General features: G+C 54.6%; 13 protein-coding genes. 10 read left to right on the top strand and 3 right to left on the bottom strand.

What is annotated here, in order from left to right; genetic code table 11:
- The first annotated feature begins 379 nt into the window (after window positions 1–379).
- Genes KP80_RS21180 through KP80_RS21160 form a run of 5 tightly spaced genes read left to right on the top strand, consistent with a single transcriptional unit; the run spans window position 380 to window position 5723 of the window.
- Window positions 380–1669, top strand: a complete 1290-nt coding sequence (locus KP80_RS21180) for an ABC transporter substrate-binding protein (RefSeq protein WP_052285616.1) — start codon at window positions 380–382, stop codon at window positions 1667–1669.
- Between the two features lie 11 nt (window positions 1670–1680).
- Entirely contained in the window at window positions 1681–2622 is a 942-nt protein-coding gene (locus KP80_RS21175) for a carbohydrate ABC transporter permease (protein ID WP_082221775.1), read from the top strand.
- Window positions 2623–2631: 9 nt separating this feature from the next.
- Window positions 2632–3471, top strand: a complete 840-nt coding sequence (locus KP80_RS21170; RefSeq protein ID WP_004121979.1) for a carbohydrate ABC transporter permease — start codon at window positions 2632–2634, stop codon at window positions 3469–3471.
- Between the two features lie 10 nt (window positions 3472–3481).
- Window positions 3482–4576: an ABC transporter ATP-binding protein gene (locus KP80_RS21165; protein WP_052285615.1), complete on the top strand. Its 1095-nt coding sequence runs from the start codon at window positions 3482–3484 to the stop codon at window positions 4574–4576.
- 7 nt (window positions 4577–4583) lie between these two features.
- Window positions 4584–5723 carry an alginate lyase family protein gene (locus tag KP80_RS21160; RefSeq protein WP_052285643.1) on the top strand — a complete coding sequence of 380 codons (1140 nt, stop codon included), beginning with the start codon at window positions 4584–4586 and terminating at the stop codon, window positions 5721–5723.
- A 43-nt stretch (window positions 5724–5766) separates the two neighbouring features.
- On the opposite strand, the gene KP80_RS21155 is transcribed toward KP80_RS21160, so the two are convergent.
- Window positions 5767–6111, bottom strand: coding sequence for a RidA family protein (locus KP80_RS21155; protein ID WP_052285614.1), 345 nt, complete (start codon window positions 6109–6111; stop codon window positions 5767–5769).
- A 206-nt stretch (window positions 6112–6317) separates the two neighbouring features.
- Here KP80_RS21155 and KP80_RS21150 point away from each other — a divergent pair, with 206 nt between their 5' ends.
- From KP80_RS21150 to rnd, 5 genes are all read left to right on the top strand, one after another.
- Window positions 6318–8228 (top strand): ATP-dependent DNA helicase, encoded by a 1911-nt coding sequence (locus tag KP80_RS21150; protein ID WP_052285613.1) that lies wholly within the window; start codon window positions 6318–6320, stop codon window positions 8226–8228.
- 109 nt (window positions 8229–8337) lie between these two features.
- The gene (gene tsaB, locus KP80_RS21145; RefSeq protein ID WP_052285612.1) at window positions 8338–9033 is read left to right on the top strand and encodes a tRNA (adenosine(37)-N6)-threonylcarbamoyltransferase complex dimerization subunit type 1 TsaB; all 696 of its coding nucleotides are present in this window, start codon (window positions 8338–8340) and stop codon (window positions 9031–9033) included.
- Window positions 9034–9070: 37 nt separating this feature from the next.
- The gene (locus KP80_RS21140) at window positions 9071–9655 is read left to right on the top strand and encodes a Slp family lipoprotein (protein WP_052285611.1); all 585 of its coding nucleotides are present in this window, start codon (window positions 9071–9073) and stop codon (window positions 9653–9655) included.
- Window positions 9656–9862: 207 nt separating this feature from the next.
- Complete coding sequence (gene fadD / locus KP80_RS21135; RefSeq protein WP_052285610.1) at window positions 9863–11548, top strand: long-chain-fatty-acid--CoA ligase FadD; 1686 nt, start codon at window positions 9863–9865, stop codon at window positions 11546–11548.
- Window positions 11549–11629: 81 nt separating this feature from the next.
- Entirely contained in the window at window positions 11630–12745 is a 1116-nt protein-coding gene (gene rnd, locus KP80_RS21130) for a ribonuclease D (RefSeq protein ID WP_052285642.1), read from the top strand.
- Window positions 12746–12838: 93 nt separating this feature from the next.
- On the opposite strand, the gene minE is transcribed toward rnd, so the two are convergent.
- Together minE and minD are read right to left on the bottom strand one after the other, a co-directional pair.
- Entirely contained in the window at window positions 12839–13108 is a 270-nt protein-coding gene (gene minE / locus KP80_RS21125) for a cell division topological specificity factor MinE (protein ID WP_052285609.1), read from the bottom strand.
- Between the two features lie 3 nt (window positions 13109–13111).
- Window positions 13112–13880 (bottom strand): septum site-determining protein MinD (gene minD / locus KP80_RS21120; RefSeq protein WP_052285608.1); only part of this gene is annotated, 769 nt, incomplete at its 5' end.

Below are 13880 nucleotides of genomic sequence, written 5' to 3'. Positions count from 1 at the left end.
TTTGTGATGCTCATCATATTTAACGATATGGTTAAAAAATAACGCTTTTAGTGCAATGCGAATCACAGAATTCGGTGTTTTTCTATTTTTGTTTAGTTTATCAACAAAATAAGAAAAAACTTAATGTATTGATATTTAATGATTTTATTTTTATGTCACTTTTTATGTCACTTTTTGGTGTGATCTGATTCAACCTTTTTGTTTTTGAAATGGGATTTCTTTTTTGTGTGGTTGTATTGAAAAATATAATTCTATTTAATGTTGGGAAATAGATTTTTACGCATCTTGCATTAATACCCAAATGCTTATTTCTTTCATTGAATATGCATTTGTTGCGAATTTAATTACCTTTGTGCCCTACAATAAAGGATATGCAATCATGTCTGCGAATAAATTACGTTCAATATTACTTCTCTCTGCGCTGGGACTGGGTATCGGGCAAAGCTACGCCGCCACGACGCTCAACGTTTGGATCCGCGCAAGTAACGACTCCAAAAATATTTACAAGCAAGAGGCGGAGAAGTTCGAAGAGAAAACCGGGATCAAAATTGAGTATTTCAACGCGACCACCGATTTTGAGCAGCGCCTGGCTCGCGCCACGGCGGGGAATGCTTTACCGGATCTGATCTTTAACGACGCGGCATCGCTGGGGCAGTTTATCCAATTAGGCATTGCCGAAGAGATTGATCCAAAAGCGATTGCTGGCGGAGATGACCTGTATCAGACCGCCTGGAACAGTACTCGTTATATCGATGGCAAATATTACGGTGTCCCGACCTCTGCGCAAACCTTCGCGTTATTCGTGCGTAAAGACTGGCGTGAAAAGCTCGGCCTGCCGCAGCCAAAAAGCTGGGACGATATCCAGACACTGGCCAAAGCGTTTACCACCCTGGATCCGGACGGTAACGGCAAAAATGACACCTATGGGTTTATTGTTCCCGCTTCAACCACTCGTGGCTACGCCAGCTGGTTTATGAGCAGCTTTATTTGGCAGGCCGGCGGCGACTTCGTGAAAGAGAATAACGGCAAATTCAGCGCCTCTCTCAATACGCCAGAAGTGACCCAGGCAATGACCTTTCTGCGCACCATGATGTGCGAAAAAGTGACCCAACCCGGGGCCATCAACGCGACTACCGCCGACGTTATCCCATCCTTCCGTTCCGGTCAGAGCGGCATGTTCTTCAGCGGCCCATATCATATTGCGCTGTTTGATAAAGACCCCGGCAAAGACAATTTTGAAGTGGTGCCCGTCGTCGGGCCGAAAGGGGAAGCCACGCTCGCTGAAGGGACCACGGTCTTTATGATGAAGAGCAGCAAGCAGAAAGAAGAGGCGCGTAAGTTCATCGAATTCATGATTTCGCAAGAAGGCCAGGAAATTGGTATGGGTAAAGGCAGCCAGCATATTCCAGTGGTTCGTCTACCGGTTAACAAGAATGTCGATGTCAAAGCCGTGTATCAGGATGCGCGTTGGGAAACGTTCGCCCGTCTGTATAACGAAGAGGGGCGCTATGTGCCGCAGATCCCTAACTGGACGCCGGTACGTCAGGTGGCCGCCGATGGCTTTAACCGTATTTTTGCCGACTGCAACAGCGACATTGGCGCTGAGCTGAAGGCGATTGATGGCAAGGTGAACGCCGAGCTGGAAAAACAAAATGTGCTGGCTAAGTGAGGGAGTGAGTTATGACGCTGCATGAGACGAAGTCCGCGCCGCTAAAGCAAGCCGCTTCGCCTGACGCTACCGGATGGCTGACGTCAAAACGTAAACGAGCGCTGATCCCGTGGCTGTTTTTAGCCCCGGCGCTGATTATTTTTAGCTGGTTTAAGTTCATCCCGATGATTCAAGGTCTGGTGATGAGCTTCTACAAGGTCAACTTTAATCAGCCGGATGAGTGGGTGGGGTTTGCCAACTTTACCCGCGCATTTGCCGATGTTGAGCTGCATGCGGCGGTGGTGAACACCCTGCTGTATGTGCTGGTCACCATGTTTGCTGCCGCTATCCTGGCGTTCTTCCTGGCCATGCTGCTGGAAGGCCCGGCGCGCCATCTGCGCTTTATCCGTACCGCCATCTTTTTACCGGCGGTGACCAGTGCGGCAATCGTCGCGGAAATGTGGCGCATCCTGTTCAACCCAACGCCGAACGGGGTCATGAACCACATTCTGAGCTGGTTTGGCGTGGCTGATCAGGGTTTCCTTGCCAGTTCCGATCAGGCGCTATGGGTCATCATGCTGCTGCATATCTGGAAGGCGGTGCCGTACAACATGGTGATATTCATTGCTGGTTTGGCGGGGATCAGCCGGGATCTGTACGACGCTTCAAACGTTGATGGTGCGAACTGGTGGAACCGCCTGCGCTACGTGACGCTGCCAGGGATGATCCCGGCGCTGTCGGTGGTGCTGATGCTCTCCTTTATTCGTGGTTTCCGCGTGTTTGCGGAAGTGTATGCCACCACCGGCGGGGGGCCATCTAACTCTACCGAAATGGTCATGACCCACATCTATAAACTTGGTTTTGAGCAGTTTGACTATGGCTACGCATCGGCGGTGTCGTTCCTGCTGTTCACCTTCACGGTGATCTTAACCATCTGTCATCTGACGCTGAAAAAACGTATCGCACGTTACTAAGGAGCCGTGATGTTGAGTAAACGTTGGGATACCGCAGGACGCTGGTGCATCTACGCGCTGCTGCTGATTGTCTTTGTGGGACCGTTCTGGGGCATCGTCGCCACCGCCTTTAGCGGCGCACCGGTTAAACCGGGGGAGCTGCTGGCCTGGCCTAATCAGTTCTCGTTTGAAAACTTTATCTTTGCGTGGATGGATATCGGCGTCTGGCAGTACCTGCTGAACTCGATTCTGGTGGTGTTCTTCGGCACCGTGCTGCAGGTGTCGGTCAGCGCGCTGGCGGCCTACGCACTGGCACGCAAAAAGTTCCGTGGCGTGGCGCTGGTCAGCCTGGTGATTCTCTCCACCATGATGCTGCCGGAAGAAGTTATCGCCATCCCGTTGTACATGATTATCAATTGGCGACTGCCATTTATCGACGCATCGCTATACAACAGCTACCTCGGGATGATTCTGCCGGTGGTGGGCTGGGCGTTCTCTATCTTCGTGTTGACCGAATTTATGTCGGCTATCCCGAAAGAGCTGGAAGAGGCGGCACGTATCGACGGTGCGAATGAATGGCAGATTTTCTTCCACGTCATCCTACCGCTGGTGAAACCGGCGCTCGGTACGGTGGTGACGTTTGGCTTCATTATGATTTGGGACCAGTACCTGCTGCCGCTGATTGTGGTCAACCAGGACAGCCTCAACACCATTCCGGTGATCCTCGGCACGCTGCGTACCGATGAAAGTATCACCCCGAACATTTTTATCGCCATTACGCTACTGGCGATGCTGCCAAGCATCATCGTCTATCTGGGTCTGCAAAAACATTTCAATCGCGGGATTATGTCCGGCGCGGTCAAAGGATAAGGAGTTACCGATGGGATCTGTTGTATTGAATAGCGTGCGTAAGTCTTATGGTGATGCGCACGTCATTAAAGATGTGTCGCTGACTATCCCGGACGGTGAGTTCTGCGTCCTTGTAGGCCCAAGCGGCTGCGGCAAATCCACGCTACTGCGAATGATTGCCGGGCTGGAAGAGATCTCCGGCGGCGAAGTGCACATTAATGAGCGCAATGTCACCGAAGTCGAACCCAAGCTGCGTGACATTGCGATGGTGTTCCAGAGCTACGCGCTCTACCCGCAGATGACGGTGCGAGAAAACATGGGGTTTGCACTGAAGATGGCGCGTCTGCCAAAAGCGGATATCCAGCAAAAAGTTAATGAGGCGGCGGCGCTGCTCGGTCTGGAACCGCTGCTGGAACGTCTGCCTAAGGATCTTTCCGGCGGTCAGCGTCAGCGTGTGGCGATGGGCCGTGCCATCGTACGTAAACCGCAGGTGTTCCTGTTCGACGAACCACTATCGAACCTCGATGCCAAGCTGCGTACCCAAGTGCGTGGTGAAATCCGCGAACTGCACCGCCGGTTAAAAACTACCTCGGTGTACGTCACCCACGATCAGATTGAAGCAATGACCATGGGACAGATGATCGTGGTTTTGCGTGACGGACGCATCGAGCAGGCGGGCACGCCGCTGGAGCTGTACGACCAGCCTGCAAATCTGTTTGTGGCAGGGTTCATCGGTTCGCCGGAAATCAACCAACTGCCAGGCGAAGTGGTGTTAAACGGTAACGTCACCAGCCTGCGCCTGAAAGACGGTTCGCTGCTGGCGCTGCCGGCAGGCATGCAGGTTACAAATGGCCAGCAGGTGGTTTACGCCATTCGTCCTGAGCAGGTGAACGTAGTGCATGAAGCGCGCGATGATGCGTTAGCCGCGAAAGTCACGGCGGTGGAGAATACCGGTTCGGATATGCAGCTGTTTTGCGATACCGGCGGCGGGGCGTTTACCTCGGTGTTTAAACAGCGCCTACCGGTGAAAGAAGGCGACCATATCTGGCTGCAGCCGAAACTCTCCGGCGTGCACCTGTTTGATGCGCAAAGCGGTGTGCGAATCGCGTGCGTGGAGGGAAATTAAGGTGGCGATGAAGCTGTACACCCTTGATGAAAATTGTCTGGAAAACGCCCGTGCGGGCTTGAAGCAGCCATTCTCACCGCTGCAGCTCGCGTTGAGTAAGCTAGTCTCGGAAGCCGATGTTTTAAGGCGTGAAGCGCCGGAAAGCGTGGTACATAAAAAGCTGCGTCCAGCGAGCGGCGACGCACACGACTATTACAGCCTGGGCACCTACTGGTGGCCAAATCCCCGGCGGCCCAACGGGCTGCCGTATATTCGCCGCGACGGGCACATTAATCCGCAGTGTGAGAACAACGATACCGATACATCGCGCATTATTCGCATGTGCGAACGCTGCCTGACGCTGGGGCTGGCGTGGTACTTTACTGGCCAGCGGCAGTACGCGCAGGCCGCGGCGCAGCAAATTCGCTGCTGGTTCCTTGATGCAGATACGCGGATGAATCCGCACCTGAATTACGGCCAGGCGATCCCCGGGATCGTCTCCGGGCGCGGCACCGGGCTTATCGATACGCGTTTGCTGTGGATGGTGGTCGACACCATCGGTCTGATTAACACCGCCAGCGTGCTGGATACCGACGATATTATCGGCCTGCATCAGTGGTTCCGCGACTTTAACCACTGGATGTACTACAGCGAAATCGGTCATTCGGAATACGTTTGGCACAATAACCACGGCACCTGGTACGATGCTCAGCGTACGGTCAATGCGTTGTTCTACGGTGATAAGGGGCTGGCGGCGCGCATTATTGAGCAGGGGATCACCCAGCGGATGGCGGCGCAAATCGACCAGGATGGCAAGCAGACGATGGAGCTGGAGCGCACCATTCCGTTCCACTATTCGCTGTTTAACCTCGAAGCGCACCTGTTGCTGAACCGCTACGCGGAGCACGTTGAGTTTGACCGCTGGAATACCATCCGCGATGGGCGAGGGGTGAAGCAGGGGATTGACTACCTGGTGCCGTTTGTCCGTGAACCGGACCTCTGGCCGTACAGCGACCTGCAGGGGATCGTCTGGGACAGCGCGCTGCGGGTGCTGTTGCAGTCGGTGCGCGGTTACGCCAAGCAGGCGGCAAACTATCGCGAAGTGTTGAAATGTCTGCCGCAGGAAACCTTACAGCTAAAAGAACAGCTGATGTGGTGCCCGGGCTGATGTGAGCGGCTTCCCCGCCGTTAGTCGGGGAAGCCCTACGCTATCAAACGGCAGCGATAATCTTAATTTCGACTTTATAACGCGGGTTCATCAGCTTTGCCTGCACCGTGCAGCGCACCGGCGCATGGCCCGCAACCACCCACGCATCCCACGCTTTATTCATCGCGGCGAAATCCTCAGCGTTAGGCAGGAAAATGGTGGCGTCTAAAATACGTGACTTGTTGCTACCCTGTTTTTCCAGCACCGCATCAATTTGCGCCAGCGTGTTTGCCGTTTGCTCGAAGGCATCGGCATCCAGATTTTCGGGCACACCGGTGTAGTACAGCGTCTGGTTATGGATTACGACGTCAGACCAACGCGCTTCGGCATCAATACGTACAATTGTCATTTCAATTTCCTTTTAACATCACGGGTACATAAATCTGTTCAGCCACTTCGTGGAGGCGAATGAACCCCATTAACGGCGAAGTGACTTAAAAGAGGATGTATCTAAACGCGCTAAGACTGCCATATTGTCGCCGCCGCGTCACGACTTCGACTGGCATAAGCGGGGATGGCCTGACATAATCACTGGGAATTTTTCCAGGGGGTAACGTGACGGACGATTTTGCAGCAGACGGCCAGCTTGCGCAGGCGATAACCGGCTTTAAACCGCGTGAACCGCAGCGCCAGATGGCGCACGCCGTCATGAAGGCGATTGACGATGGTCAACCGCTGGTGGTTGAAGCCGGTACGGGTACCGGTAAAACCTATGCCTATCTGGCGCCCGCTTTGCGTGCCAATAAAAAGGTCATTATCTCCACCGGTTCTAAGGCACTGCAGGATCAGCTCTTCAGTCGCGACCTGCCCACGGTGTCAAAGGCTCTCAGCTATAGCGGTAAACTGGCGCTGCTGAAAGGCCGCTCCAACTACCTGTGTCTTGAGCGTCTCGAACAACAGGCGCTGGCGGGCGGCGATCTGCCGGTGCAGATCCTAAGCGATGTAATTTTGCTGCGTAGCTGGTCCAATCAAACCCTGGATGGCGATATCAGTACCTGCGTTAGCGTGGCTGAAGATTCGCAGGCGTGGCCGCTGGTCACCAGTACCAACGACAACTGTCTGGGCAGCGACTGTCCTCAGTATCAGGAGTGCTTTGTAGTTAAGGCGCGTAAAAAAGCGATGGATGCTGACGTGGTGGTCGTTAACCATCACCTGTTCCTCGCCGATATGGTGGTGAAAGAGAGCGGTTTCGGTGAGTTGATCCCGGAGGCCGAAGTGATGATCTTCGATGAGGCCCATCAGCTCCCGGATATTGCCAGTCAGTATTTTGGCCAGTCGCTTTCCAGCCGCCAACTGCTGGATCTGGCGAAAGACGTCACCATTGCCTACCGTACCGAACTTAAAGATACCCAGCAACTGCAAAAATGCGCCGACCGTCTGGCGCAGGCGACGCAGGATTTCCGTCTGCAGGTGGGCGATCCCGGCTACCGCGGTAATCTGCGCGAACTGCTGACCGATAACAATGTTCAGCGTGCTCTGTTGCTGCTTGATGACGCGCTGGAGCTTTGCTACGACGTAGCCAAGCTGTCGCTCGGTCGCTCTGCGCTGCTCGACGTAGCGTTTGAACGTGCCACGCTCTATCGCGCGCGCCTGAAACGGTTAAAAGAGATCAACACCCCGGGCTTTAGCTACTGGTATGAATGTAATTCACGCCACTTCACGCTGGCGCTCACTCCGCTGACGGTGGCGGATAAATTTAAAGAAGTGATGGCGGCGAAACCGGGGAGTTGGATCTTCACCTCCGCCACGTTGTCGGTAAACGACGACCTGCACCACTTTACCGAGCGGCTGGGTATTGAAAAGGCTGAATCGATGTTACTGCCAAGCCCGTTTGACTACGCCACTCAGGCGCTGCTGTGCGTGCCGCGTAATCTGCCGCTACCGAATCAACCGGGCGCCGCGCGTCATTTAGCGGCGATGCTGCGTCCGCTGATTGAAGCCAACAATGGCCGCTGCTTTATGCTGTGCACCTCGCACGCCATGATGCGTGACCTGGCCGAACAGTTCCGCGCTACCATGACGCTGCCGGTGCTGTTGCAGGGGGAAACCAGTAAGGGACAGCTACTCCAGCAGTTTGTTAGTGCCGGTAATGCGCTGCTGGTGGCGACCAGCAGCTTCTGGGAAGGGGTGGACGTGCGCGGCGATGCACTTTCGCTGGTCATTATCGACAAGCTGCCGTTTACCTCACCGGACGATCCGCTGCTTAAAGCGCGAATGGAAGATTGTCGCCTGCGCGGCGGCGATCCCTTTGATGATGTGCAGCTCCCCGATGCGGTCATTACGCTTAAACAGGGCGTGGGGCGGTTGATTCGTGATGTCACCGATCGCGGGGTGCTGGTTATCTGCGATAACCGACTGGTCATGCGTCCCTATGGGGCAACCTTCCTTGCCAGCCTGCCACCTGCACCGCGTACCCGCGACATTCGCCGGGCGGTGCGCTTTTTGGCGCTGTCATCGACGCGGTAATGCGCGCTAAAGTGTGATAAGATGCGCGCCATTTTGTTGATCTCTACGTCGAATCGACCAGACTGACTGGAAGATAAGGCGTATATAACTGCGAGAGCGCGACTAATCCATGCGAATTCTGGCTATCGATACCGCCACGGAAGCCTGTTCGGCTGCCCTGTGGAATGATGGTAATACCTGTGCCCACTTCGAACTTTGTCCTCGGGAACACACCCAACGTATTCTGCCTATCGTGCAGGATATTCTCACCCAAAGCGGCGTAAGCCTGACTGACCTTGACGCGCTGGCGTTTGGCCGCGGGCCGGGCAGCTTCACCGGCGTGCGCATTGGTATTGGTATCGCACAAGGGCTGGCGCTGGGCGCTGAGCTGCCGATGATCGGCGTTTCCACACTGGCGACCATGGCGCAGGGCGCATGGCGTAAGCAGGGGGCATCCCGCGTGCTGGCTGCTATTGATGCGCGCATGGGTGAAGTCTACTGGGCGGAATATCAGCGTGATGCGCAAGGCGTGTGGCACGGTGAAAATACCGAAGCGGTGCTGAAGCCGGAAGCGGTCCAGCAGCGTTTGGCCGAGCTGGAAGGCGAATGGGCGACCGTCGGGACCGGCTGGGCGGCATGGCCGGATATGACTCATGGGGCGAACGTGACCTTAAGCGATGGCGACGTGCTGTTGCCGGAAGCTGAAGACATGTTACCTATTGCGTGTCAGTTGCTCGAGCAGGGCAAAACGGTGGCCGTCGACAAAGCCGAACCAGTTTATTTGCGTAATGAGGTTGCCTGGAAGAAACTTCCTGGCCGCGAATGAATCTCAATAGAGAGATATTGAGAATAGGAGCAGCATCATGGCAGGTAAAAAACAGGTTGTTCGGGGCGTTATCGCCGGGCTTATCGCATTAGCGTTAAGCGGTTGCGTCACCGTGCCTGATGCCATTCAGGGCAGTAGCCCAACGCCGCAGCAGGATCTGGTTCGGGTGATGTCCGCGCCGCAGCTCTATGTGGGTCAGGAGTCGCGTTTTGGCGGTACGGTTGTGGGCATTGAAAACCAACAGGGCCATACCCGACTGGAAATTGCCACGGTCCCGCTGGACAGCGGCGCGCGACCAACGTTGGGTGAAGCTTCTCGCGGGCGTATTTATGCCGATGTGAACGGTTTCCTTGATCCCGTAGACTTCCGCGGCCAGCTGGTGACGGTTGTTGGGCCTATCGTTGGGACGCTGGAAGGCAAGGTGGGGACCACCCAATATACCTTCCTGCACGTACAGGCGACGGGTTATAAACGCTGGCATGTTGCGCAACAGGTCGTTATGCCGCCGCAGCCGATGCTCGATCCCTGGGCTTTTGGTCCTCGCCCATGGCACTACGGTTACGGTGGCTGGGGCTGGTATAATCCGGGCCCCGCAGAAGTTCGGAACGTCGTAACTGAATAAGAACTGACGTCTACGTGACAAAAAAGAAACAGCGGCTAGCCCGCTGTTTCTTCGTTGTAATGGATATAAAAAAAATAAAGAGTGACGCGCTTCGCAACCTTAATTCTGATTAATTCTTAAACTGGTACGCTGAGTTAATATAATGTTAACGAAAGTTTATCATTTGGGGTTGCGATGACGACGAATACGTATTTTAGAGGTGATGCTTTGAAAAAGGTTTGGCTCAACCGTTATCCTGCCGATGTTCCGGCAGAGATCAATCCTGACCGTTATCAATCCCTGGTGGAACTGTTTGAACAGGCAACAACCCGCTTCGCGGACCAGCCTGGCTTCGTCAATATGGGCGAAGTGATGACCTTTCGTAAACTTGAAGAGCGCAGCCGCGCCTTCGCCGCTTATCTTCAGCAAGGGCTGGGGCTAAAGCAGGGCGATCGCGTCGCGCTGATGATGCCTAACCTGTTGCAGTATCCGGTTGCGTTGTTTGGTATTTTGCGCGCCGGGATGATTGTGGTGAACGTCAACCCGCTGTACACCCCGCGTGAGCTGGAACACCAGCTTAACGATAGCGGAGCCCAGGCGATTGTTATTGTCTCAAACTTTGCCCACACCCTGGAAAAGGTGGTGGAAAAGACCTCGGTGAAGCACGTGATTCTGACCCGTATGGGCGATCAGCTGTCGACTGCCAAGGGGACGCTGGTTAACTTTGTGGTGAAGTACATTAAACGTCTGGTGCCAAAATATAATCTGCCAGATGCCATCTCTTTTCGCCGGGCGCTGCATTCGGGCTACCGTTTACAGTACGTGAAGCCGGTCGTTAAAGCCGATGATATTGCTTTCCTGCAGTACACCGGGGGGACCACGGGCGTAGCGAAAGGGGCGATGCTGACCCACCGCAATATGCTGGCCAACCTTGAACAGGTGAAGGCCACCTATGGGCCGCTGCTGCACGAAGGCAAAGAAGTGGTCATCACCGCGCTGCCGCTTTATCACATCTTCGCCCTGACGATGAACTGCCTGCTGTTTATCGAACTTGGCGGCAAAAATATTCTGATAACCAACCCACGTGATATTCCGGGGCTGGTGAAAGAGCTGGCGAAATATCCCTTCACCGCCATGACCGGGGTGAACACGTTATTTAACGCACTGCTCAATAATAAAGATTTCCAGCAGCTCGATTTCTCTACGTTGCACCTGTCGGCAGGCGGCGGGATGCCGGTTAACCATTCGGTTGCCGAACGTTGGGTGAAATTGACTGGGCAATATTTGCTGGAAGGCTATGGCCTGACCGAATGCGCGCCGCTGGTGAGCGTGAACCCTCACGATATCGATTATCACAGCGGCAGTATCGGTCTGCCGGTGCCGTCGACCGACGTGAAGCTGGTGGACGATGACGATAATGAAGTGGCCGCCGGTGAGCCGGGCGAGCTATGCGTCAAAGGGCCGCAGGTGATGGAAGGCTACTGGCAGCGTCCGGATGCCACTGATGAGATCATTAAAGACGGCTGGTTGCATACGGGTGATATTGCGGTGATGGACGAAGAGGGCTTCTTGCGCATCGTTGACCGTAAGAAAGATATGATCCTGGTCTCCGGTTTTAACGTTTACCCGAATGAAATTGAAGACGTTGTGATGCAGCACTCCGGTGTACTGGAAGTGGCGGCCGTTGGCGTGCCATCCGGCAATAGCGGCGAAGCGGTGAAGATTTTCGTGGTGAAAAAGGAGGCCAGCCTGACCGAAGAGGCGCTGATTACCTTCTGTCGCCGCCAGCTCACCGGCTATAAAGTCCCGAAACTGGTTGAATTCCGGGATGAACTGCCGAAGTCGAACGTCGGTAAAATTTTACGACGAGAATTACGTGACGAAGCCCGTGCCAAAGTGGACAATAAGGGATAAGCCACGAGTCATGATGCCTAACGCCAGCTCTGCTGGCGTTTTTTTTGGCAAAAAATAAGAGAGTACGATTTGAACTATCAGATGATCACCACCAACGACGCGCTCAGCACCTTGTGCGACGCGGTTCGTCAGACTAACGCCGTGGCGCTGGATACCGAATTTGTCCGTACCCGAACCTACTATCCGCAGCTGGGGCTGATTCAGCTCTTTGACGGTGAGCGTACGGCGCTGATTGATCCTCTGGGCATTACCGACTGGTCGCCGCTGCAGGCGATTTTACAGGATCGGAATATCACCAAATATCTGCACGCGGGGAGTGAAGATTTAGAAGTCTTCATGAATACCTTTGGCGCGATGCCGCAGCCGCTGATTGACACCCAGGTGCTAGCCGCTTTCTGCGGTCGCCCGATGTCTTGGGGCTTCGCGGCGATGGTGGCGGAATACTCCGGCGTTGAGCTGGATAAAAGCGAATCGCGCACTGATTGGCTGGCGCGCCCGCTGACCGAACGTCAGTGTGAATACGCCGCTGCCGACGTTTGGTATCTGCTGCCGATTGCGCATAAGCTGATGGCCGAAACCGAGCAGGTTGGGCGTCTGGCATGGGCATTGAATGAGTGCCAGCTTATGCAGCAGCGCCGCCAGGAGATCACCGATCCGAGCGACGCATGGCGCGATATCACCAACGCCTGGCAGCTGCGTACGCGTCAGCTCGCGTGTTTACAGCTACTGGCTGACTGGCGTCTGCGTAAAGCGCGTGAGCGCGACCTGGCAGTGAATTTCGTGGTCCGCGAAGAACACCTGTGGAGCGTCGCGCGCTATATGCCGGGCAGTCTTGGCGAACTTGATAGCCTGGGGCTGTCGGGGAGTGAAATTCGTTTCCACGGTAAAACGCTGCTGAGCCTGGTGGAGAAAGCGCAGGCGCTGCCGGAATCAGCGCTGCCAGAACCGCTGCTCAATCTGATGGATATGCCGGGCTATCGCAAAGCGTTCAAAGAGATTAAAGCGCTGGTGCAGGAAGTCGGGCAGGAGAATGGTGTGAGCGCCGAGATGCTGGCGTCACGTCGTCAGATTAACCAATTGCTGAACTGGCATTGGCAGCTGAAACCGCGCGCGACCGCACCGGAGATGATTTCCGGCTGGCGCGGTGAACTGCTGACCGGGCGTCTTGATGCGCTGCTGGCGGAATATCCGCGTTAATTAACGGCGAATGCTTTCGGGGCGGTCTATCTGTGCGGAGGCAAAAACAAAAAAGGCGCTATAATTAGCGCCTTTTTTCTACACCACCGACAGTCAGGATTTTGACTCTTCTGCTTCCGGTAGCGTGACGTTGAGTTCCAGAATCGAAATATCCCCGTCTTTTTGCTCCAGCTGCACCGTGACCATTTCCGGGTCGATCTGCACGTAGCGGCAAATCACTTCCAGAATGTCTTTGCGTAACTGCGGCAGATAGTGTGGTTCTGCATCGCTGCGGCGGCGTTCCGCGACGATGATTTGCAGACGTTCTTTAGCAATGTTAGCGGTATGCTTTTTCCGTGAGAGAAAAAAGTCGAGTAATGCCATGATTTATCCTCCGAACAGGCGTTTGAGGAAACCTTTCTTCTCTTCTTCAACGAAGCGGAAAGGACGTTCTTCTCCCAACAGACGATCTACGGTATCCGCGTAGGCTTTGCCTGCGTCAGACACTTCATCCAGAATGACCGGCTCGCCCTGGTTTGAGGCGCGCAGTACGGACTGATCTTCTGGAATCACACCGACCAGCTTAATGCGCAGGATTTCCAGCACATCTTCCATGCTCAGCATGTCGCCCTTGTTCACGCGGCCAGGGTTGTAGCGCGTTAGCAGCAGGTGTTCTTTGATTGGGTCTTCACCATTTTCCGCACGGCGTGATTTGGACGCCAGGATGCCCAGGATGCGGTCAGAGTCACGTACGGACGATACTTCTGGGTTGGTGGTGATGATGGCTTCATCGGCGAAGTACAGCGCCATCAGCGCGCCAGTTTCGATACCCGCAGGGGAATCGCAGACGACGAAGTCGAACTCCATCTTTTTCAGCTCGTCGAGCACTTTTTCAACGCCTTCACGGGTCAGTGCATCTTTGTCACGCGTCTGGGAGGCCGGGAGAATATAGAGATTTTCGGTGCGCTTATCTTTGATTAACGCCTGATTCAGCGTGGCATCGCCCTGAATAACGTTAACAAAATCATAAACTACGCGACGTTCGCAGCCCATGATCAGGTCAAGGTTACGCAGACCGATATCAAAATCGATAACGACCGTTTTCTTTCCCTTCTGCGCCAAACCAGTCGCGATGGCCGCGCTGGAGGCTGTCTCT

Origin of the sequence: Kluyvera genomosp. 1, assembly GCF_001266615.1 — a bacterium.
Taxonomy (GTDB): Bacteria; Pseudomonadota; Gammaproteobacteria; order Enterobacterales; family Enterobacteriaceae; genus Kluyvera; species Kluyvera cryocrescens_A.
This window is presented reverse-complemented; position numbering and strand designations above follow the sequence as displayed.